The organism is Paracraurococcus lichenis (assembly GCF_030657435.1).
Classification (GTDB): domain Bacteria; phylum Pseudomonadota; class Alphaproteobacteria; order Acetobacterales; family Acetobacteraceae; genus Paracraurococcus; species Paracraurococcus lichenis.
Genome location: NZ_JAUTWS010000040.1, coordinates 1 through 20,967 on the forward strand (window position 1 = coordinate 1; position 20,967 = coordinate 20,967).

The 20,967-nt window shown below is 71.5% G+C and carries 23 protein-coding genes and 1 pseudogene; 7 read left to right on the plus strand and 17 right to left on the minus strand.

The window, feature by feature from the left end:
- Positions 1–229 precede the first annotated feature (229 nt).
- Together Q7A36_RS27335 and Q7A36_RS27340 are read left to right on the plus strand one after the other, a co-directional pair.
- Positions 230–451, plus strand: a pseudogene (locus Q7A36_RS27335) (transposase); the annotation flags it as partial.
- A 132-nt stretch (positions 452–583) separates the two neighbouring features.
- A complete protein-coding gene (locus Q7A36_RS27340; protein WP_305106997.1) occupies positions 584–736 on the plus strand; it encodes a transposase in 153 nt (50 codons plus the stop codon).
- 84 nt (positions 737–820) lie between these two features.
- Here the strand turns inward: Q7A36_RS27340 and Q7A36_RS27345 are convergent, their stop codons facing one another.
- The 10 genes from Q7A36_RS27345 to hemE form a co-directional block, all read right to left on the minus strand.
- Positions 821–1,390 carry an HD domain-containing protein gene (locus Q7A36_RS27345; RefSeq protein WP_305106944.1) on the minus strand — a complete coding sequence of 190 codons (570 nt, stop codon included), beginning with the start codon at positions 1,388–1,390 and terminating at the stop codon, positions 821–823.
- Between the two features lie 12 nt (positions 1,391–1,402).
- A complete protein-coding gene (locus Q7A36_RS27350; protein WP_305106945.1) occupies positions 1,403–1,765 on the minus strand; it encodes a HepT-like ribonuclease domain-containing protein in 363 nt (120 codons plus the stop codon).
- Between the two features lie 2 nt (positions 1,766–1,767).
- Positions 1,768–2,058, minus strand: coding sequence for a nucleotidyltransferase family protein (locus tag Q7A36_RS27355; RefSeq protein WP_305106946.1), 291 nt, complete (start codon positions 2,056–2,058; stop codon positions 1,768–1,770).
- 59 nt (positions 2,059–2,117) lie between these two features.
- Positions 2,118–2,534 (minus strand): group II truncated hemoglobin, encoded by a 417-nt coding sequence (locus tag Q7A36_RS27360; RefSeq protein ID WP_305106947.1) that lies wholly within the window; start codon positions 2,532–2,534, stop codon positions 2,118–2,120.
- Positions 2,535–2,652: 118 nt separating this feature from the next.
- Positions 2,653–3,876, minus strand: coding sequence for an MFS transporter (locus Q7A36_RS27365; protein WP_305106948.1), 1,224 nt, complete (start codon positions 3,874–3,876; stop codon positions 2,653–2,655).
- A 235-nt stretch (positions 3,877–4,111) separates the two neighbouring features.
- Entirely contained in the window at positions 4,112–5,386 is a 1,275-nt protein-coding gene (gene rho, locus Q7A36_RS27370; protein WP_305106949.1) for a transcription termination factor Rho, read from the minus strand.
- Positions 5,387–5,671: 285 nt separating this feature from the next.
- Entirely contained in the window at positions 5,672–6,124 is a 453-nt protein-coding gene (gene hemJ / locus Q7A36_RS27375; protein WP_305106950.1) for a protoporphyrinogen oxidase HemJ, read from the minus strand.
- Positions 6,121–6,792, minus strand: a complete 672-nt coding sequence (locus tag Q7A36_RS27380; protein ID WP_305106951.1) for an HAD family hydrolase — start codon at positions 6,790–6,792, stop codon at positions 6,121–6,123. The genes hemJ and Q7A36_RS27380 overlap by 4 nt, the downstream gene beginning before the upstream one ends.
- Before the next feature lie 118 nt (positions 6,793–6,910).
- Positions 6,911–8,044, minus strand: coding sequence for a ferrochelatase (hemH, locus tag Q7A36_RS27385; protein ID WP_305106952.1), 1,134 nt, complete (start codon positions 8,042–8,044; stop codon positions 6,911–6,913).
- A 64-nt stretch (positions 8,045–8,108) separates the two neighbouring features.
- Positions 8,109–9,194 carry a uroporphyrinogen decarboxylase gene (hemE, locus tag Q7A36_RS27390; RefSeq protein ID WP_305106953.1) on the minus strand — a complete coding sequence of 362 codons (1,086 nt, stop codon included), beginning with the start codon at positions 9,192–9,194 and terminating at the stop codon, positions 8,109–8,111.
- A gap of 300 nt (positions 9,195–9,494) precedes the next feature.
- Here hemE and Q7A36_RS27395 point away from each other — a divergent pair, with 300 nt between their 5' ends.
- From Q7A36_RS27395 to Q7A36_RS27405, 3 genes are all read left to right on the plus strand, one after another.
- Positions 9,495–10,352, plus strand: coding sequence for a pyruvate, water dikinase regulatory protein (locus Q7A36_RS27395; protein WP_305106954.1), 858 nt, complete (start codon positions 9,495–9,497; stop codon positions 10,350–10,352).
- On the plus strand, positions 10,349–10,966 hold the full coding sequence (locus Q7A36_RS27400; protein ID WP_305106955.1) for a Maf family protein: 618 nt from the start codon (positions 10,349–10,351) through the stop codon (positions 10,964–10,966). The genes Q7A36_RS27395 and Q7A36_RS27400 overlap by 4 nt, the downstream gene beginning before the upstream one ends.
- Positions 10,967–11,068: 102 nt before the next feature.
- A complete protein-coding gene (locus Q7A36_RS27405; protein WP_305106956.1) occupies positions 11,069–11,599 on the plus strand; it encodes a hypothetical protein in 531 nt (176 codons plus the stop codon).
- 48 nt (positions 11,600–11,647) lie between these two features.
- On the opposite strand, the gene Q7A36_RS27410 is transcribed toward Q7A36_RS27405, so the two are convergent.
- From Q7A36_RS27410 to Q7A36_RS27425, 4 genes are all read right to left on the minus strand, one after another.
- The gene (locus Q7A36_RS27410; RefSeq protein WP_305106957.1) at positions 11,648–12,766 is read right to left on the minus strand and encodes an FG-GAP repeat domain-containing protein; all 1,119 of its coding nucleotides are present in this window, start codon (positions 12,764–12,766) and stop codon (positions 11,648–11,650) included.
- A 258-nt stretch (positions 12,767–13,024) separates the two neighbouring features.
- Complete coding sequence (locus Q7A36_RS27415) at positions 13,025–13,819, minus strand: SDR family NAD(P)-dependent oxidoreductase (protein ID WP_305106958.1); 795 nt, start codon at positions 13,817–13,819, stop codon at positions 13,025–13,027.
- Positions 13,820–13,842: 23 nt separating this feature from the next.
- On the minus strand, positions 13,843–14,286 hold the full coding sequence (locus tag Q7A36_RS27420) for a Zn-ribbon domain-containing OB-fold protein (RefSeq protein ID WP_305106959.1): 444 nt from the start codon (positions 14,284–14,286) through the stop codon (positions 13,843–13,845).
- 2 nt (positions 14,287–14,288) lie between these two features.
- Positions 14,289–15,473: a thiolase C-terminal domain-containing protein gene (locus Q7A36_RS27425; protein ID WP_305106960.1), complete on the minus strand. Its 1,185-nt coding sequence runs from the start codon at positions 15,471–15,473 to the stop codon at positions 14,289–14,291.
- A 108-nt stretch (positions 15,474–15,581) separates the two neighbouring features.
- Here Q7A36_RS27425 and Q7A36_RS27430 point away from each other — a divergent pair, with 108 nt between their 5' ends.
- Entirely contained in the window at positions 15,582–16,748 is a 1,167-nt protein-coding gene (locus Q7A36_RS27430) for an acyl-CoA dehydrogenase family protein (RefSeq protein WP_305106961.1), read from the plus strand.
- Between the two features lie 171 nt (positions 16,749–16,919).
- Here the strand turns inward: Q7A36_RS27430 and Q7A36_RS27435 are convergent, their stop codons facing one another.
- From Q7A36_RS27435 to phaZ, 3 genes are all read right to left on the minus strand, one after another.
- A complete protein-coding gene (locus Q7A36_RS27435) occupies positions 16,920–17,666 on the minus strand; it encodes a hypothetical protein (protein ID WP_305106962.1) in 747 nt (248 codons plus the stop codon).
- 67 nt (positions 17,667–17,733) lie between these two features.
- On the minus strand, positions 17,734–18,375 hold the full coding sequence (folE, locus tag Q7A36_RS27440; RefSeq protein ID WP_305106963.1) for a GTP cyclohydrolase I FolE: 642 nt from the start codon (positions 18,373–18,375) through the stop codon (positions 17,734–17,736).
- Between the two features lie 194 nt (positions 18,376–18,569).
- Entirely contained in the window at positions 18,570–19,814 is a 1,245-nt protein-coding gene (gene phaZ, locus Q7A36_RS27445) for a polyhydroxyalkanoate depolymerase (RefSeq protein WP_305106964.1), read from the minus strand.
- Between the two features lie 619 nt (positions 19,815–20,433).
- Between phaZ and Q7A36_RS27450 the strand changes: the two genes are divergently transcribed.
- Positions 20,434–20,799, plus strand: a complete 366-nt coding sequence (locus Q7A36_RS27450; protein ID WP_305106965.1) for a hypothetical protein — start codon at positions 20,434–20,436, stop codon at positions 20,797–20,799.
- Positions 20,800–20,967: the final 168 nt, after the last annotated feature.

Below are 20,967 nucleotides of genomic sequence, written 5' to 3' on the forward strand. Positions count from 1 at the left end.
CAGGTGGTCTGGAATCCCGTCACCCGTCCGCGACGTGGGTCCAGCGTGGCGCCACCCTGCTGCCGTAGTTGCTGGACCAGCCATCGCCCTTGCCTAGACATAGGCCACCGCCGGCGGGCCCCGTCCGAGCGAGGCGCGGTCGTCGGCCGCGTAGCACCAGGGCCGGCCCTCCCGCGTCCGGCCAAGGCCGCTCCAGGGTGGGCACCCGGCACCTTCTTTCCGTACCACCGAGGCCGGCGGCCCACGCGGCTATGATGGCGGCAAGAAGGTCTCCGGCCGCAAGCGCCATATCCTGGTCGACACCGAAGGCAACTTGCTCAAAGCCCGTATGCACGCCGCCGACATCCACGACCGCAGCGGCGCCCCGTTGTTGCTCGCCGGCCTCAACGCCGAGTTCCCGTTGATCGCCCTGATCTCGGCCGACAGCGCCTACCAGGGCCTGAAGGCGTGGCTTCAGGAAGCCTCGGGCTGGCGGCTGACGATCAGCAAGCATTGGTGGACGGGTCTGCGTGGCATCTGGGGCAGTCCGGATCAGCCACCACCCGTCAGGGAGCTTTGCTCCCTGACCCCGCACGGCTTTCACGTGCTCAAGCGGCGATGGGTTGTCGAGCGAACCTTCGACTGGTTCGGACGTAACCGCCGCATGAGCCGAGACTTCGGGCACCTTGTCCAAACCAGCGAGATGCTGCTTTACGCCGCCATGGCACGCATCACACTCCGCCGGCTCGCCACATAGCCGTCGCAATCCGTGTAGATCTTCGGAAGCACATTGTCAGGCAGCAACCTCGGCTGCCGGCAGGCTGTCCGGCACGGCGACGGTTCAGCCCTCGGCGGCCAGGCGCTGCACGGCCTCGCGGTAGGTCTGCTCGAACAGCGCATCGAGCGCCGGGTTCGCGCCCCTCAGCCCGGCGGCGACACGCCCGGCCCAGCCGACATATTCCAGCCGCCGCGCATGGTCCCAGCCCTTGGGCGGGCTGGCCGCGATGGCGCGCAGGTTGGAGATCTTGTCGGCGAGCTTGAGCTGCTTGGCGGCGTCGGACCTGGTCGGCGCGTGCCGCACCTGCAGGCCCTTGCGGACCTCCTTCGGGAGGGACTTGTCGTCCGAGACCTCGGCGACGATGCCGGCGACCTCGGGGCCGAAGGCGGCCTCGATATGCTGCAGGGTGCAGGGCTCGGGGTCCTGGTCGCTGTCCTCCACCGTGTCGTGCAGCAGGGCGGCGATGACGGCCGCGGGCGGGGCGGCATGCGCGGCGAGGATCTCCGCCACCTCGAGCACATGGTTCACATAGGGCTCCTGCGCGGCGCCCTTGCGGCGATGGGTGGCGTGGACGCGGGCGGCGAAGACGGCGGCGCGGAGGGTGGTGGCGAGGTCGTTGGTCTGGGGATCCATGCGGTCTTTCTATCATGCGGGATCGGGCGGGATCACGGCGCGGGCGGCCGCCACCATGCGCGGCACCGAGTGCCGGGCCGCGGCGAGGACGATGCCGTAGTCGATCCCGTCATAGCCATGGACGATGCGGTTGCGGGCGGCATAGGCCTCCCGCAAGGCGAGTTCCGGATGCCGGGCCGGCAGGGTCGGGTCGAGTTCCATCAGGCGCCGCGAAGCCTCGCCGATCACCTCGATGCAGCGGCAGGCGGCGTCCTGCAGCAGGCGGTTGGCGCGGAACTCCTCCTCCGTTCGCCCCTCGACATGGTCCATCAGCCGTTCGCCCCAGTCGACGATGTCCCATAGGGCCCTGCGGATCCGCTTCTCCCGGTCGCGCATCGTCAGAGCGGCCGCAGGTCCCGGAAGACGTCGCCGGCGATGCGGGGACCGATGCTGTCCGCGGTCAGGACATCGACGCGCACCCCGAGCAGGGCTTCCAGGTCGATCTGCAGCCGGGCGAGGTCGAACAGCGACGCCCCATCCGTGCCATCCACCAGCAGGTCGAGATCGCTCGCCTCGTCATCCTCCCCGCGGGCGACAGAGCCGAAGACGCGCGGATTGCCGAAGGGCGAGCGGGCGATGATGGCCCGCACCGCCTCCAGCCGGTCGCGCAGGGCATCCGAAGGGCGCATGGCCTGTGGATAACCAGCCGGGGTGCCGTCCTGCAAGCGGCAAGGGCGGCGCCGGCGGCCTATTGGTCCGGCGGGGTCCAGCCATCCTCGCGGTTGCGCATGTGCTGCGCCAGGCCCTCGACCTGCGGCAGCACCGCCGCCGTCAGGGCCGCGTCCTCCACCGTCTCCGCCCAGGCCCGGCGGAAGCAGAGCAGCCAGCCCGCGATCTCCGGCCCCGCGATCGGCGCGTGCAGGTGGCGCCGGCGGAGCATGGGCGGGCCGTGCCTGTCGGTGAAGAGCGGCGGGCCGCCGAGCCAGCCCGTCAGGTACTCGAACAGCTTCTGCTCGGACCCGGCGAGGCTCGGCGGATGGATGGCGCGGCAGGCCGCGGCCTCCGGCAGTTCGTCCATCAGCGCATAGAAGCGGCGGACGAGGCGGCGCACGCCCTCCTCCCCGCCGATGCGGTCATAGGGAGTGGTGGTCGGGGCGTCGGACACGGCAGGCAGGCTCCCGCTGATGCGGCCGCGTCCCCCGGCGCCCGTCCCGTCCGAGGCCTTGGCGGACCGGCGGGACAGACCCGCCGGACGCCGCCGCAGGCCCGCCCGCGACGGGCGATCAGGCCGGCGCGGGCTGGTGCTGCCGGTGCATCCGCAGCCACCCCACCGCCAGCACCGCGACCGCCAGCAGCCCCAGGGAATACCAGTTGAGCGGCAGCCAGCCCAGCCTCTCCTGCAGGAAGCCGGCGAGGAAGCTGGCGCTGGCCGTGGTGCCGAAGACCAGGAAGTCGTTCAGCGCCTGGGTCTTGCCCCGCTCGCTCGGCCGGTAGCAGGTGGTGACCAAGGTGGTCGCGCCGACAAAGAGGAAATTCCAGCCGACGCCGTTCATCATCAGGGCGATGCGGAAATGCCACTCCGTCATGCCCGCCACGCCGGCCGCGATGCCGCCGAGCAGGATGGCGATGCCGGCCATCATGACGTTCAGCGTGCCGAAGCGGGAGATGAGGCTGCCGGTGAAGAAGGCCGGCACGAACATCCCCATGACGTGCAGGAAGATGACCCAGTGCGCCTCCGTATGCGGCAGGCCGCAGGCGACGATGGCGAGCGGCGAGGCGCTCATCAGGAAGGACATCAGCCCGAAGGCGACCATGGCCGAGACGGCGGCGACGACGAAGCGCGGCTGCGAGGCGATCTCGGCGAGCGGCCGCGGCGGCAGCGCGGCCTCCCCCCCGCCCGCGGTGACCGAGCCCGGGCCCTGCATCGGCGGGAAGCGGATGAAGGACATGATGGTGAAGACGGTGATGTGGATGCCGACCATCGCCGCATAGGTGGCGAGGTAGAGCGGCACCCACTGGTCATGCGTCAGGCGGACGAGGCTCGGCCCGAGGATGCCGGCGACCACGCCGCCGGCGGTGACCCAGGAGATGGCCCTGGCGCGGTAGGCGGCGGGGACGAGCTCGACCGCCGCGAAGCGGTACATCTGCAGGCTGGCGACGGCATAGCCGAGGATGAGGCCGCCGAGGCACATCAGCGCGAAGATACCGGTCCAGAGGCCGAGGCCGACGGTCGTGGCGCCCGCCATGCCGAAGACCGAGCCGGTGCGGAATCCGAAGCGCCGCCCCATCCGCTGCATCAGCAGCCCGGCCGGGAAGACCGAGAGCATGACGCCGAGATGCTGCATCGTCACCGGCAGGGTGGCGAGGTCGCGGTCCGGGAAGAAGGTGACGACCGAGAGGGCGGTGGCTGCGAACATCATGGTGTTGCCGGCCTGCCCGATCGCCTGGCAGCAGGCGAGGAGGAACAGGTTGCGCCGCATGGCGGCATCGAGGGTCTGCGGCGGCATGCTTTCCGTGCGGCGTTTCCTGGGCGGGATCATCGCCTGTGGTCGCCGCCACGGCAAGGGACGGGGCGCTGCGCCCCGCCCGCGGGCGATCAGGTGTTCACGGCACGCGCCACAGGCGCGCGAGACGGAGTGCGCCGCGGGCGCGTGGGACGGAGGACGATGCCGGGAGCACCGTCAGGTGTTCATGGCGTCGCGCCATAGGCGCGCGGGACGGCAGACGATGCCAGGAACACCGTCAGGTGTTCATGGCATCGAAGAAGTCCTGGTTGGTCTTGCTGTACTTCAGCTTGTCCAGCAGGAACTCCATCGCGTCCTGCGTCCCCATCGGGTTCAGGATGCGTCGCAGCACCCACATCTTGGCGAGGGTCGCGCGGTCGACCAGCAGCTCTTCCTTGCGGGTGCCCGACTTGGTGATGTCGATCGCCGGGAAGGTCCGCTTGTCCGAGAGCTTGCGGTCGAGGATGAGTTCGGAGTTGCCGGTGCCCTTGAACTCCTCGAAGATCACCTCGTCCATGCGGCTGCCGGTATCGATCAGCGCCGTGGCGATGATGGTCAGCGAGCCGCCTTCCTCGATGTTGCGCGCCGCGCCGAAGAAGCGCTTCGGCCGCTGCAGCGCATTGGCATCGACGCCGCCGGTCAGCACCTTGCCCGAGGAAGGGACGACCGAGTTGTAGGCGCGGCCGAGGCGGGTGATGGAATCCAGCAGGATGACCACGTCCCGCTTGTGCTCGACCAGGCGCTTCGCCTTCTCCAGCACCATCTCCGTCACCTGCACGTGGCGCGTCGCCGGCTCGTCGAAGGTGGAGGCCACGACCTCGCCGCGCACGGTGCGGGCCATGTCGGTGACCTCCTCCGGCCGCTCGTCGATCAGCAGCACCATCAGGAAGACGTCGGGGTGGTTCGCCGTGATGGACTTGGCGATGTTCTGCAGCATCACCGTCTTGCCGGTGCGCGGCGGCGCCACGATCAGGGCGCGCTGGCCCATGCCGATCGGCGCGATCAGGTCGATGACGCGGTGGGTGTAGTCCTTGGTCGGACCCTTCGCCACGGATTCGAGGTCCGGGTTCTCCATCTTCAGCCGCCGCGTCGGGTAGAGCGGGGTGAGGTTGTCGAAGTTGATCCGGTGCCGCAGCGCCTCGGGCGGCTCGAAGTTGATGGCGTTGACCTTCAGCAACGCGAAGTAACGCTCGCCATCCTTCGGGGCGCGGATCTGGCCTTCCACCGTGTCGCCGGTGCGCAGGCCGAAGCGCCGCACCTGGGCGGGGGAGATGTAGATGTCGTCGGGACCGGGGAGGAAGTTCGCCTGCGGGCTGCGGAGGAAGCCGAAGCCGTCCGGCAGGATCTCGAGCGTCCCCTCGCCGTAGATCGCCTGGTCGTTGTCCGCGAGCTGCTTGAGGATCGCGAACATCATGTCCTGCTTGCGCAGGGAAGATGCGTTCTCGACCTGCAGTTCCTCGGCGAAGGAGAGGAGGTCGGCGGGGCTCTTGGCCTTGAGTTCTGAAAGATGCATGGCGCGGTGCGTCCGAATGCGGGGAAGCGGAACCCTTCCCAGTAGGCCGGCAGTGACGCGGAGGACCCGCGCCGATGCCCCGGCCGGCTCGCCCGGACCAGGAACGCAACCCGCGAACGGATTGGGGCCAATGGCCGGCGAAGTCCCGAGGAGAGGAGGGATGAGGAGCGGCCCGGCGCGAAACGCCTCAACCACTCCGCGAGGAGCAGCACAACTCTAGGGATCAAGCCGCCACCCGTCAACCAGCAGATGGCCCGAAGCCGGGCTGGAATCAAGATCCGCCGTTCAAAAGGGCTTCACGATCACCATGAGAACGATCACGACCATCAGCAGGGTCGGCACCTCGTTCATCGCCCGCCAGTAACGCTCGGTCCGCGGCCGCTCCCCCCGCTCCATGGCCTTCCGCCCGAGGCTGAGATGGTGGTGGAACCAGGTCATGCCGATGACCGAGGCGAGCTTCACGTGCCACCAGCCGGCCGTCCAGCTCACCACCCCCGGGGTCAGCACCAGGGTGATGCCCAGCAGCCAGACCGCGATCATGGCCGGGTTCATGATGGCGCGGATCAGCCGCCGCTCCATCACCTGGAACAGCGCATCCTGCTCGCCGCCCACCGCGACCTGGCTGTGATAAACGAAGAGCCGCGGCAGGTAGAACAGCCCGGCCATCCAGGCGATCACCGCCATCAGGTGGCAGGCCTTCACCCAGGGGTAGGCAGGGGCGAGGAAATCCAGGCTCACGCCACCACCTCGGGCAGCCCGAGCAGCCGGGGCAGGTCCTCCATCCGGGCGAAGGGCTCCGCCCCGACGGAGGCGAGCACGGAGGCGTCCGTCTCCCGCGTCAGGCCCAGCACCCGGCAGCCCGCGGCGATGCCGGCGCGGCAGCCGATCAGGCTGTCCTCCACCACCACGCAGGCCTCGGGCGGGGCGCCGCAGGCCGCCGCCGCGGCGCGGTACATGTCGGGCGCGGGCTTCGGCGCGGCCACGTCCTCGTAGCAGAGGACCCGCTCGCCGAAGATGCCGGCGAAGCCCAGCCGCTCCAGCTTCGCCACGAGCTCCGCCCGGGCGGAGTTGGAGGCGACCGCGACCGGCAGGCCGGCGGCCACCACCGCACGCAGCGCCGCCGGCGCGCCCGGCACCGGTTCGAGCCCGGCCAGCATGGCCCGGGCGATCTCGCGCGACAGGTCGTGCATCCAGCGCGGCGGCAGCGGGCCGACCCGCGCCTCGATCATCGGCAGCATGTCGGGCGCGGCGAGGCCGAGGAAGGTCTCCCGCGCCTCCTCGGCCGAGAGCCGCCAGCCGCGCGCCGTCAGGTCCTCCGCGACGATGCGGTTCACCACCCCCTCGCTGTCGGCCAGCACGCCGTCGCAGTCGAACAGTACCGCACGCGGGCGGCGCTTGGCGCTCATCGGCAGGGTCCCGGCCTCATTGCCGGCCGCATGCCCGGAATCGCCGCCCGAGGCAACCGGCCGCGCGGACGCCCAGCAGGTCGGGCCGGCCGAGTCAGGGCCGCGGGCCATCCGGCCCTCAGGCCATCTCCTGCACGCGCGCCTTCGCCCGGGCATGCGGACAGTCGCCGAAGGATTTCGGGCATTGCCGCCCGCCGGCGAAGCTGCAGAGCGCCCGCCCGCCGCCCTGGGCCGCCAGGACCAGGCCGCGCAGCGCCCGGATGAAATCCGGGTCGCTGTTCTGCGCCGGCACGCGGAAGTAGCCGGGCACGCCGAGACGCTCGGCCTCCTCCCGGTACTCCACGTCCAACTCGACCAGGGTCTCGGAATGCTCCGAGACGAAGGCGATCGGGCAGACCAGCACCGCCGCCTTGTCGTGCGCGGCGCGCTCGAGCTCCTCCTCGGTGCTGGGGCCGATCCATTTCTGTGGGGTGACGCGGGACTGGTAGCAGACCACATGATCCAGCCCCTCGATGCCGAGGCGCTCGACCACCGCGGCGACGCTCCGCTCCACCTGCCACTGGTAGGGGTCGCCGGCCTTGACGATGCTCTCCGGCAGGCCGTGGGCGGAGAAGAGGATCCGCAGCGGCACCGCGGCCGGCAGCGTCGCCCGGGCCTCGTCATGGGCGCGGCGGACCATGGCCGCGGTCGCCGCGGCGAAGGCCGGGTCGGAATGCCAGCAGCAGAGCGTGGTGGTCGGCACCGCAAGCCCCGCCTGCCGTGCTGCCGCCGCCCAGGCGGCCAGGCTGCTGCCCGTCGTCGTGGTCGAGTATTGCGGGTAGAGCGGCAGCAGCAGCACCTCCTCCGCCCCCCAGGCGGCGACGGCGCGGGCGCATTCCTCGCTCATCGGGTGCCAGTAGCGCATGGCGATGAAGCAGCGGTACTCCGCCGCCTCGCCGGCCAGCGCCGCCTCCAGCGCCCGCGCCTGTTCCTCGGTCAGCTCCAGCAACGGGGACTTGCCGCCGAGGATCGCGTAGTTCTCGGAGGCCGCCCTGGTGCGCCGCCGGGCGATGAAGCGCCCCAGCCAGGGGCGGACGAAGCCCGGCACCCGCAGGATGGCGGGGTCGAGGAAGAGGTTCTCGAGGAAGGGCCGGACGCTCTCCATCCGGTCCGGGCCGCCCAGGTTGAAGAGCACGATGGCCACGCGCGGGCGGGTCGCGCCGGCTCGGTCCAGGATCTCGGAAGGCGGGCCGGCGGGCGCGGTCTGGTCCATGGGCTGTTCAGATGACATGCCGGCCACCCAGGTCAAGGCCGCGGCCGCGAATGCCGGCCGCGCGTCACCCCGTCCGCACCAGCCGCACCAGCGCCGAGACATGCTCGGGCGGCGTCACCTTCTCGATCCCATGGCCGAGGTTGAAGACGAAGGGCCGGCCGCGCATGGTGCCGAGGATGCTGCGCGCCTCCGCCTCCAGCGCCATCCCGCCGGCGACCAGCGCCAGCGGATCGAGGTTGCCCTGCAGCGCCTGGGTCGGCGCGACGGCCGAGGCCGCCCAGCGCAGGTCCATGCTGGTATCGACGCCGAGGCACTGCACCCCGGTCCGCTGGGCATATTCGGCCAGCATGGGGCCGGCGAGGCGCGGGAAGCCGATGACGGGGATGCCCGCATTCACCTTGCGGATGTTCCGCAGGATCTGGCCCGTCGGCTCGATCACCCAGCGGCGGAACTGGGAGGGCGACAGCATCCCGGCCCAGGAGTCGAAGAGCATCAGCGCCTCGGCCCCCGCCGCGGCCTGGGCCAGCAGGTAGTCGGTGGTGGCCTGGACCAGGGTGCGGATGAGGGTGCCGAACAGTCCCGGTTCGGCATAGGCCATGCCGCGGGCCGTGGCGAAGTCCCGGCTGCCATGCCCCTCCACCATGTAGCAGGCGACGGTGAAGGGGCTGCCGGCGAAGCCGATCAGGGTGGTCTTCTGGGCATGGGCATCGAGCGCCCCGCGGACCAGCCGCACCGTTTCGAAGATCGGTGCGGCATTCGCCACCACCGCCGAGGGGTCGAGCGCCCCGATCGCGGCCGCGTCCCGTACGGGCTCGAGCTGCGGCCCCTCGCCCTCGGCGAAGCGGAGCGGCTGCCCCATGGCCCAGGGCACCATCAGGATGTCGGAGAAGAGGATGGCGCCGTCCATGCCGTAGCGGCGGATGGGCTGCAGCGTCACCTCGGCCGCGAGCTCCGGACTTGTGCACAGGGCGATGAAGTCGCCCGCCTGGGCCCGCACCTCCCGGTATTCCGGCAGGTAGCGGCCGGCCTGGCGCATCAGCCACATCGGCGGCGGCCAGACCGCCTCGCCGGCCAGGACGCGCAGCATCGGCTTGGCCACGGTGGCATGTGTCTTGGTCGCCGCTGCCGGCGCCTGGCGTTCGCTCTCCATGGCCGCACTCTCTCGCAAGAAAACAGGAGTCTTGAAAGGTAGTTGGGCAATTGGGGCCTGTGGACAATGTGGAGACAATTGTTTCGCGAACCATCCACAACCCCGTCCACAGCAGCCCCGGCCCGCGACTCCGTTGAATCCCGGGGATAAAAGGGAGTCGCGCGGAGTCGGCCGGCGACCCCCCTCCCGATCCTCCCGCCGGTCGGTCCGGACAGGACTCATCGACTCCGTCCCCCGCCCGGCGCTGGCGCCCGCCGGTTTTCCCCGATATCCCCCGCGACCCACGCTATTCTCCCGGCCATGTCGATGCGCGCCATCAACCTCCACCTGGTCTCCGACAGCACGGGCGAGACGCTGAACTCGATCGCCCGCGCCACCCTCGCCCGGTTCGAGGACCACCATGTCGTCCACCACCGCTGGAGCCTCGTCCGCTCCCGCCTGCAGCTCGACCGGGTGCTGGAGGGAGTGCAGCACGAGCCGGGGCCGGTGCTCTTCACGCTGGTCGACCGCAGCCTGCGGCATGCGCTGGAAGAGGTCTGCGAGAGGCTGGGCGTCCCCTGCCTCTCGGTGCTCGACCAGGTGATGGACATGCTGCAGGGCCAGATCGGCGCCGCGGCGAAGGAGAAGCGGGCGGCGCAGCACGTGATGGATGCCGACTACTTCCGGCGGATCGATGCCATGCACTACGTGCTGTCGCATGACGACGGCCAGGGCACGGCCGGCATCGCCGAGGCGGATGTCTGCCTCGTCGGCGTCTCGCGCTCCTCCAAGACCCCGACCTGCTTCTACCTGGCGAATCGCGGCATCAAGGCGGCGAACGTGCCGATCGTCCCGCAGGCGCCGCTGCCGCCCGAGCTCGAGGCCCCGCCCTGCCCAGTGGTGGGGTTGACGATCGAGGCGCCGGCGCTCATCGAGATCCGCCGCCACCGGCTGCGGCTGATCGGCGCCGACGGCGTCCGACAGAGCACCACCGACTATATCGACCCGGAGAGCGTGAAGGCGGAGATCCTGGCGGCGAGGCGGCTCTGCACCGCCCGCGGCTGGCCGGTGATCGACGTGACGCGCCGCAGCATCGAGGAGACGGCAGCGACCGTGCTGCAATTGATGGACGCCTGGCATGCGCGGCGCGGCCAGGGATCGGCGGCGGCCGGAGCATGAGGGCGCTGCAGGCGGCGGAGCCGCGGCTGATCCTGGCGACCGCCTCCGCGGCGCGGCGGGCGGTGCTGGCCGGGGCGGGGCTCGCTTTCGAGGCCATGGCGGCGGCGGTGGACGAGGCGGCGATCAAGGAGAGCGCCCAAGCCGAGGGCATCCCGGCCGAGGACGCCGCCATCCTGCTGGCTGAGGCCAAGGCGCAGCGCATCGCCCGGCGGCATCCGGAGGCGCTGGTGATCGGCGCCGACCAGATGCTGGTCTGCGACGGAGCGTGGTTCGACAAGCCGGCCGACCTGGACGGGGCGCGGGCGCATCTGCGGGCGCTGCGCGGCCGGGCGCATGTGCTGGTCTCCGCCATGGTGTGCTGGCGGGGCGGGGCGCGGGTCTGGCAGCACCTCGCCCGGCCGCGGCTGACCATGCGCGACTTCAGCGACGACTTCCTCGAGGCCTATCTGGCGGCCGAGGGGGAGGCGCTGCTCTCCTCGGTGGGCGCCTACCGGCTGGAGGGGCCGGGGGTGCAGCTTTTCTCAGCGGTCGAGGGCGAGCACAGCGCCATCCTGGGCCTGCCGTTGCTGCCACTGCTGGACTTCCTGCGCGGCCATGGCGTGCTACTGCGATGAGATCCCGCAGCGGTTCCCTGAGAAACACTCATTGACTACAATGTGACAATACACGATCTTGCGAGGACCAGGGACGCCGGTCGTCCCGTTCAGGATCCGCGCATGCCCATCCCGTCCCGCCTTCCGGCCGAGACCATCCGCGACGATGCCGGGCACCGGCCGGATTCGCCTTCGGCGCTGCGCGGGCATCTGGCGCTGCTGGAAGAGAACCTGGGCGAGACGCCCTGGTGCGGCCCGGCGGCGCTGGCGCTCGCGACCGGCCGCAGCTATGCCGAGGCCGGCGCGCTGCTGCGTGCCGTGGCGCCGCCCTGGTACCCGGCCGAGGGGCCGATCGTCACCGCCTATTGGCGCGACCTGCTGGACGGGCTGCGCATGGCGGGCATCCCGCATGAGCCGATGGCGCTGCCCGAGAAGCGCCGCAGCCTGATCCGCTTCGCCCGCGACGGGCTGGAGCAGGGCTGGTACCTCGTGCGGATCACCGACCACTTCCTGCTGCTGCGCAGCCATGGCTTCGGCCTGGTGACGCTGCACGACAACCGGCATACCGGCGTGCTGGTCACGACCCGGACGCATGGCCTGCGGCACGTCACGCATGCGGCGCGGCTGCTGGGCGGGCCGCTGGTCGAGGCCTGACGGCCGGGCGCTGACGCCTGCCAGCGCCCTTGCCGGTCGGCGCGAGGGTCAGACGAGGTGCCAGTCGGCGGTGGGATTCCCGCCGACGAAGCTCGCCCCGATGACCTGCGTCCCGTCCAGGAACCAGACCTCCGCCTGGCCGTCCGCCCGCTGCCACAGGATGTCGTCCCGCCCATCGCCGTTGAAGTCGGCGGCCTCCGCGACCCGCCAGCCCGCACCCGGGTCGGGGCCGATCAGCTTCGCCTCGCGCGGCTGCAGCCCGTCCATCAGCCAGACGGAAGCCTGCCCGTCGGTGTGCTGCCAGAGGATGTCGGCCTTGCCGTCGCCGTCGAAGTCGCCGGTCCCGGCGATGCGCCAGGCCGCGGTCGGATTGCCGCCGACCAGCACCGCCTCGCGCGGCTGCAGCCCTTCCATCAGCCAGACGGAAGCCTGTCCGTCGGCATGCTGCCAGAGGATGTCGGCCTTGCCGTCGCCGTCGAAGTCGGCGATGCCGGCGGCGTGCCAGGCCGCGGTCGGATTGCCGCCGACCAGCACCGCCTCGCGCGCCTCGGTCCCATCCATCCGCCAGATGGCGGCCTGGCCATCGGCATGCTGCCAGAGGATGTCGGCCTTGCCGTCGCCGTCGAGGTCGCCGGTGCCGGCCACCCGCCAGGTGGGACCGGGATTGCCCCCGGGCAATGCGGCGGCCAGCGGCTGCGCGCCGTCCATCAGCCAGATCGAGGGCTGTCCATCGGCATGCTGCCAGAGGATGTCGGCCTTGCCGTCGCCGTCGAAGTCGTGGGCGGAGGGCGCCGGCGCTGCCCGCTGCGGCAGCGGGGCGAAGAGCATGTCATCCGCTGCCAGCCCGGTCGCCGTGCTGCGCGCGAGGAAGAAGGCGTTCGCTTCGCCGCCGTAGAAGATCGCCAGGCCCGGGACGCCCTCGACCACGGTGCCGGGCACGAAGACCAAGTCCGCGGCGGTGATGCCCGTGCCGAAGAGCAGCTTGTCGACGCCGGGGGTGAAGCCATCGATCCACTTCTGGCCATCGCCCGGCCCGACGCCGAAGACGTCCGCCCCCGGCCCGCCGATGATGTAGTCGTTGCCGCCGCCGCCGATGATGGTGTCGCCATCGGCCGAGGCGCCAAGCAGCGTGTCCTTCGCGCTGCTGCCCAGAACAATGATCCCCATGGTCTCTTCCCGCTGCCGCGCGTCCAGCCGCCTTGTTGCGGCCGCGCCCGGCGGGAAGGGAACGGCAGACGCGAAAATTAGGCAGCCAACATTGCCGCTATGCGATGACACTTCGGCGTGAAAATATGTTCCTTATCGTACTAGTCTCGGAACCGACGATCCGTTCCGGCCCGTAGCTGCCTGCGGGCCTAGCGATCGGCCCGCAGCATCGGCCCGCAGCATCGGCCCGCAGCATCGGCCAGCAGTATCGGCCTGGGCCTATGCCTGGACGCTGCCCTGGGAGATCCCGGCCGGGCTGGCCGTGCGGCCGCCATCCACCACGTAATGCGCCCCGGTGATGTTGCCGGCGAGGTCGCTCAGCAGGAACAGCACGAGGTTCGCCACCTCCTCCGCGCGGCCGTAGCGGCGCAGCGGGATGCCGGCCGCGTAGCGCTCCTCCACGCCGCCGGGATTGTTGGGCGAGACCTGCTTCGCGATGTCCTGCACCATGCGCGTGTCGATCGGCCCGGGGCAGACGGCGTTCACCCGCACGCCCTGCGGCCCGACCTCCCCGGCCGCCACCTTGGTCAGGCCGATCACCGCATGCTTGCTGGCGACATAGGCCGACATGCCCGGCGTGCCGACCAGGCCGGCGATGGAGGCGGTGTTCACCACCGCGCCGCGGCCCTGCCGGAGCATCACCGGCAGGACGTGCCGCAGGCCGAGGAAGACGCCCTTCACGTTCACGCCCATGACGGCGTCGTAGACCGCCTCCTCGTACTCGGCGGTGGGCGCCACCTTGCCCTCGATGCCAGCATTGTTGTGGAAGGCGTCGACGGTGCCGAAGGCCTCCAGCGTGGCCTGCACATAGGCCTGCACCTCGCCGGCCCTGGTCACGTCGGCGGCGCGGAAGATGGCCGATTTGCCGAGTTCCGCGGCCAGCGCCTCCCCCGCATCCGCGTCGCGGTCGACGATGCAGACCCTGCCGCCGCGCTGGACGAAGCCGCGCGCGACCGCCGCGCCGATGCCATTGGCGCCGCCGGTGACGATGGCGGCCTTGCCGGTGAAGTCCATTCTCGTTCCCTCCCGCCTGCCGTTCAGCCCACCACGCGCCACTGCACCAGCGTGTAGGGCGGATCGGCCGCATCATGCGGCTCGAACACCGCCTCCACCTCGGCGCCGATGGTCACCGGCGCGTCGGGCGGGCAGAGCAGGTTGCCGACCATGCGCACGCCGTCCGCCTGCGGCAGCTCGACCAGCACGATGGTATAGGGGCCGAAGCCATTGAGGGCGGGGTGGACCGGATGGTGCGGCCTCTGCCAGGACCAGATGCGGCCGCGCGGCGCCACCTCCTCCCAGGCAAGGTCGAAGCTGTGGCAGCGATGGCAGACCCATTCGGGCCCCCACTGGTGCTTGCCGCAGCCGCGGCAGCGCTGGATGACCAGCCGGCCGGCACGGGTGCCGTCCCAATAGGGCTTCGTCAGGGGCTCGATCGCCGGCGCGGGCAGACCGGCGGGAAGGGCGCCAGGGGAGGAACTCATGCTCACAGGCTGGCCTCCGTGCCGAGGACGAGGCTGCTGACCGGCGTCACCATCGGCCCGCCGAGGACCGCGACGACCTTGGCATCGGGCACCTGGTTGCAGGCGGTGCCGCGGAGCTGCCGCACCGCCTCGTTCACCATCTCGAGCCCGTGCATGTAGCACTCCGCCAGGTTGCCGCCGCTGGTGTTCATCGGCATGCGGCCGGAGGGCGCCAGCAGGTTCTCCAGCACCAGTTGTTCGTTCGCCTGCTCCGGATCGACGAAGCCGTGCTCGACCAGGCTCAGCAGCACGCCGCCGGTGAAGTTCTCATAGGCCTGCACCACGTCGCAGTCCTTGGGACCGAGCTTCGCCATGTGCCACATGTTGCGCGCGACCGTCTTGAAGTGGGCCGAGGCATAGTCGGGCGCGTTGTGCACCGGCGCCGCGCTGCGGTGGTGCCCGCCCTGCGCCGCTCCCAGCAGATAGGTCGGCCGGTGCGGCAGGTCCTTGGCGCGACCGGCCGGCACCACCAGGACAGCGCCGGCGCCGTCATTCTCCTGGCAGCAGTCGAAGAGGCGGTGAAAGGGCTCGATGATCCAGCGGGAGGCGTCGTATTTCTCCTCGCTCAACGGCCGACCGTTCATCACCGCGCGCGGGTTGCTCTGCGCGTGGTGGTAGGAGGCCATGGCGATGGCCCTGAGCGCCTCGTGGCGGATGCCGTGATCCGTCATGAAGCGCGTGATCTTCATGGCGAAGCGCTGCGCCGGCGACATCAGCCCGTAGGGCGCGAGGAAGGCATCGTCCCCGCCGATGGAGGCGAGCTGGTTGGCGCGGCCGTAGCGGGCGAATTGCCCCTGGGCGAGGGAGCGGAAGGCGATGACGCAATTCGCCATGCCCGCATGCACCGCCGCCGCGGCATTGGCGACCGAAGCCGCGACGCCACCGCCGCCGCCGCCCCAATGCATGTTGGAGAAGCGGAGCTCCCTGATCCCGAGCGCTGCCGCCAGCCGCACCGCTTCCGACCGGTCGCCGCCATAGGAAGCGAAGCCGTCGACCTCCCGCGGGTCGATGCCGGCGTCCCTGCAGGCCTCCAGGATGGCGATCAGCGCCAACTTGAACTCGGCATCCGGCGACTGGCCGTGCCGGTAATAGGTCGTCTCGCCGATGCCGGCGATCGCGACCTTCCCGCGCAGCGTGCGCTCGCTCATGCGGCCCGCTTCCCCCGATCCGTTTTATGCGCTTGCGTATGGTAAGCCTGCGAACAAAATGGCCGCAACCCCGGGGAGGGCCCCCTGACAGGGCCAAGGAGCAGCACCATGGATTTCGGCCTTTCGCCCGAGCAGGAAGCGATCCGGGAGGGCGTCGCCGCCACCTGCCGGCGCTTCGGCGACGACTACTGGCGGGAGGTCGAGGCCGAGGCGCGCTTCCCCCGCGAGTTCCACAGGGCGATGGCCGAGGGCGGCTGGCTCGGCATCACCATGCCGGCCGAGCATGGCGGCGCCGGCCTCGGCGTGACCGAGGCCGCGATCATGATGCATGCCGTCGCCCGCTCGGGCGGCGGGATGGCGGCTGCCTCCTCGATCCACATCAACATGTTCGGCCCGCACCCCATCGTGGTGCACGGCACGGCAGCGCAGCAGGCGCGCTGGATCCCGCCGCTCATCGCCGGCACCGACCAGGCCTGCTTCGGCGTGACGGAACCCAATGCCGGCCTCGACACCACCAGCATCAGCACCTTCGCGAAGAAGGTGCCGGGCGGCTACCGCATCAACGGGCGGAAGATCTGGACCTCCACCGGGCAGGTCGCCAACAAGATCCTGCTGCTGACGCGGACCGTGCGGAAGGAGGAAGCGCGCCGCCCGACCGAGGGCATCACGCTCTTCTACACCGACCTCGACCGCGCGCGGATCGAGGTGCAGCGCATCCCGAAGATGGGCCGCGCCGCCGTCGATTCGAACATGGTCTTCATCGACGACCTCTTCGTGCCGGAGGAGGACCGCATCGGCGAGGAAGGCCGCGGCTTCTCCTACCTGCTGGACAGCCTGAACCCGGAGCGCATCCTGGTCGCGGTGGAGGGCATCGGCATCGGCCAGGACGCGCTCGACCGCGCCGCCCGCTATGCGCGGGAGCGCGTGGTCTTCGGCCGCCCCATCGGCCAGAACCAGTCGATCCAGCACCCGCTGGCGGAGCGCTGGACCGCGCTCGAGAGCGCCTACCTGATGGCGATGAAGGCCGCCTGGCTCTACGACCGCGGCCTGCCCTGCGGCGCCGAGGCGAATGCGGCCAAGCTCCTCGGCGGCCGCGCCGGCTACGAGGCCTGCCTGCAGGCTGTCATGACCCATGGCGGCATGGGCTATGCCAAGGAATACGTGGTCGAGCGCCTGCTGCGCGAGGTGATGATCACCCGCATCGCGCCCGTGTCGGAGCAGCTTGTGCTCTCCTTCATCGCCGAGCGGGTGCTGGGACAGCCGAAGAGCTACTGACGCTTCGATGAAGCAAAGGGCGGGGGAAGGTATTCCCCCGAGCCCCCTTCTATTTTTCCGAGTCTTGCACTCGCCGCGCGGCGGCAGCCGACTCACAAAAAGGAATGGTGGGGTTGGGCGCCGAAGGCGTCCAACGGGAGGGAACACTTTTCCCTCCCCGATCTTCTTCCGTCAGCCGACGTGGTCGCGTCCGCGCGGGTATTGCAGCAGCAGCACCTCAAGTCCCTCCTCGCCCGCCGTCGCGACGAAGGGCGGCTCGTCCGGCGCGACGAAGGCGACCGAGAGCGGCGGCAGCGCGGTGCCGTCCGCCGCGCGCAGGCTACCGCGGGTCACCACCCAGAACTGCCCGTCGCCCGAGGCCGGGTCGGGCCCCTGCAGCGCCGCGCCCGGCGCCAGCCGGTGCCGCCAGGCGCCGAGGCCGTCCGGCGCCGGCGCGATCAGCACCTCCGTCCCCTCGGCTACCGCCGGCGCCGCATCCGCCACGGCCTCGCGGAAGCGCCGGCGCAGGCCCTTCAGCTCCTCCCGCGCCGCGGGCAGGTAGCGGGCGCCGCGGTCATAGCCGTTGCGGAGCGTGAAGTAGTGCAGCCCCTGCTCCCCCGCCGCGAGCGGCCCGTAGGAGGAATAGGCATTGGTGTAGTGCACCGCGACCGGCGCGACGGCGTGCCGGCCCAGCATCCCGCCGCCGGCGACCACCACCTGGAACTGGTTCGCCTCGTGGAAATGCGCCGCGACGACCGAGCCCGCGGGCTGCTCCACCAGGAAGGCCATGGGATAGACCGCCTCCGGCCCCGGCGGCGCCCCGGCATCCGGCATGTAGCGGTTGGCGCCGATATAGGTCGTCAGATGCGCGGCGACGCCGTTGGAGACGATGGGTCGCCTTGTGCCGCGGGCGCTTTCGCCCGATGCCAGGACCGCCATGGCCGTTCCCCTCTCCCGTTGCCCCCGATCCTGCCGGGGGCGACGGGGCGGGACAAGCGCGGCGCGCTCAGCCCTCGAAGCTGCTGCGCTGGCCGCCGATCATGGCCAGGAACTCCCGCCGCGTGGACGGGTCGTCGCGGAAGGCACCGAGCATGCGGCTGGTCACCATGGAGACGCCCGGCTTGTGGATGCCGCGCGTGGTCATGCACTGGTGCGCCGCCTCGATCACCACGGCGACGCCCTTGGGCTTGAGGACATCGTTGATGCAATTGGCGACCTGCGCCGTGAGCTTCTCCTGGATCTGCAGGCGCTTGGCATAGACCTCCAGCACCCGCGCCAGCTTGCTGATGCCGACCACGCGGCCGGCCGGGAGATAGGCGATGTGCGCGCGGCCGAGGATCGGCACCATGTGGTGCTCGCAATGGCTCTCCAGCCGGATGTCGCGCAGCACGACCATCTCGTCATAGCCGTCCGTCTCCTCGAAGGAGCGGGCGAGGAGGTCGACCGGGTCGGTCGCATAGCCGGCGAAGAACTCCTCATAGGCGCGGACCACCCGCGCCGGCGTGTCCACCAGCCCCTCGCGGTCCGGGTCGTCGCCGGTCCAGCGCAGCAGGGTGCGCACCGCCGCCTCCGCCTCCTCCCGTGTCGGGCGGCCCTCGAGCGAGGCATTGGTCGGAAGGATCTGGCCGGGCGGCGTCTGGATGGTCACGATGCGGGTCCTCGACAGGCATGGGCGCCCGATCCGGTCGGTCGATTGACCGCCGGCGCGCCTTCCGTCCGGACATGGGTCGATTCGTCCGGCGCGCAATACTGCGCCGCCTACCCTAGCGGCAGCGGTCCCATGCGCCCAGCGCGGATCATGCCGCGCGTGCCTTTCCCTGCCAGGCCGCGCCCTGTCTGCTTCTACCGCCGCGCGCGCCGCGGCGCGGCCGCTGCCGCGCTGCGATCGGCCTCGCGGATCACCGCCGCCACAAGCGGCAGGATCTCCGCGCGCCAGGCCGGCCCCTCGAACAGCGCGCCATGCCCGGCGCCGGGCTGCAGGTGGTGCTGCCGCAGCCCTTGCGGCAGCCCGCAGCAGAGCGCGAGCGCCGGCCGCGTCTGGCCGGCCGGGCAGGTGGTGTCCGCCCCGCCCTCGACCACCAGCAGGGCGGTGTCGCGGATCGCCTCCGGCCGCACCGGCCGGCCGCGCCAGGCCATGCGCCCGCGGGCCAGCTCCGCCGCGCGGAAGACCCGGTGGATGGTGTCCAGGTAGAGCTCCGCCGGCACGTCCATCACCGCCCGCAGCTCGTCGTTGTGCCGGCGATGCGCCGCTGCCGCCGCGGCATCGCCCCCGGTCAGGTTGCGCAACTGGGTGAGCTGCGCCGCGACCTGCGTCGGCAGCTCCGCCAGCACCGAGCCGGTGATCTGCTGCGCCCCCGGCCGCACCCGCCGGCCGGCGCCGGGGAAGGGCGGGGGGACGGTCGCCACCTCCATGGCTTCGAACCAGGCGGCCGGCAGGGCGCGGACCAGCGCCCCCTCGCGCGAGGGCGAGATGCGCGCGTCGATCGGCCCGGCGATCAGCGTCAGGCTGCGCGGCCGGGCGGGGTTGCCGTCCTCCGCCATCAGCGCCGCCGCGGCCAGCGCCGCCGCGGCGGGCTGCGAGACGGTGAGGGCATGCGCGCCGGGCCCGATCGCCTCCAGCCAGGCGATGATCTGCGCCACCAGCGCGTCGAGGCCGAAGCGCCCAGCGGCCGCCGGCACCAGCCTGGCATCCGTCCAGTCCGTGACATGCACGTCGTGCTCCGGCAGCAGCGCGGCGATGGTGTCCCGCACCCGCGTGGCGTAGTGCCCCGAGAGCGGCGCGACGACCAGCACCGGCGGCCCGGCCCGCGGCGCGTCCTTGGCGAAGCGCAGCAGCCGGCCGAAGGGGGCGGCCTGCACCACCTCCTCCCGCACCGGCACCACCCGGTTGCCGGCGCGGATGCGGTCCAGGCCGAACTCCGGCTTGCGATGGGTGGTGCCGACCTCCTCGAGAAGCTGCAGCGCCGCGGCGGCCTGCGCCACCCCGGGCCGGTCGCCGAGCCGGCGCAGCCACCCCGCCGCCTCCCGCGCGACGGGACGGAGGCGGGCGGACCAGGCCTCCTGGGCCGCATGCAGGTGGTAGAGCATGGCGCGTTCCTCCCGGCTGACGGCCCCGCAACGCGCGGCGGCGCGGGATGGCGCTTGACCTTCCCATCGGGGGAAGCGCGAAGCCGGGCCCATGCTGCGCGGCTGCCGCGCCGCGAGCGCCCCGGCCTGGCGGGAGCCGCTCGAGGCCGCAGGCAGGGGCGAGCAGCGGAGCAGGACCGATGCGAGGGCTGCGGACCTGCTCGCGTTCGCACTCCTGCTGCTGCCGGCCATGCCGGTCCGGCATGCCGAAGCGGGGCCTGCGCATGCCCGCGCCGCACGCGCGGCCGAAGCCGGCGCAGCCCGACCACGCGCATCACATGCACTGAGCGGCGTGTGCGGGCGCGCGATCCCGCGCACGCCGCAGCGGGTGCCGGGGCCGCCACCCGCCCGGATTGCCTGCAGGCCTGTGCAGGGCCGGCCGAGGGGATCGCCGCCCCGTGCCGGGGGAGCCCGGCGGCCCGACCATCCCCCGGGTCCCGGCTGTGGGCGGGACCGGTCTTTCCGGAAGCGCGGGAAGCGAGTGTGTGCAGCAGACCGGATGAGGCACAACCCCAGGTTGGAATCAACTCACGACAGCAACTAGAACACCGGGGCTGGTCTCTCGAAGGAACCCCCTCCCATGCGCGCTGCCTATGGCCTCCTCGCCGCCGCCGTGATCTCCGGCATGACCCTCACGGGTGCATCCGCGGGTCAGCAGGACTTCGTCCTGGCCAACCGCACCGGCTACCAGATTGAAGAAGTCTACGTGTCCAAGACGAGCACCTCGAGCTGGGAGAACGACGTGCTCGGCGACGACGTCCTCAACCACGGGAAGTCCGTCAAGATCCGCTTCGCTTCGGGCACGCGCGGCTGCATGTACGACCTCAAGGTCGTCTATGCGGATGGCGACAAGGCGGAGTGGGGGCGGATCAACCTCTGCGAGGTGTCGAAGGTGACGATCTTCTACAATCGCCGCACCGGCGAGACCCGCGCCGAGACCGAGTGAGGTCCGACCGATCCTGGTTGCCTCGGCATGAGGGCCGTCCCTCCGGGGCGGCCCCTGCCTGACGTCCTCGCCGGGATCATGGCCAGGGCTGAGGGGCATGGCCTGAGCCGTCCTGCGGCCCGGGACCGGCCTTCGGCAGGCGGATCCGGCCGCGGCCGGGGGCCATGC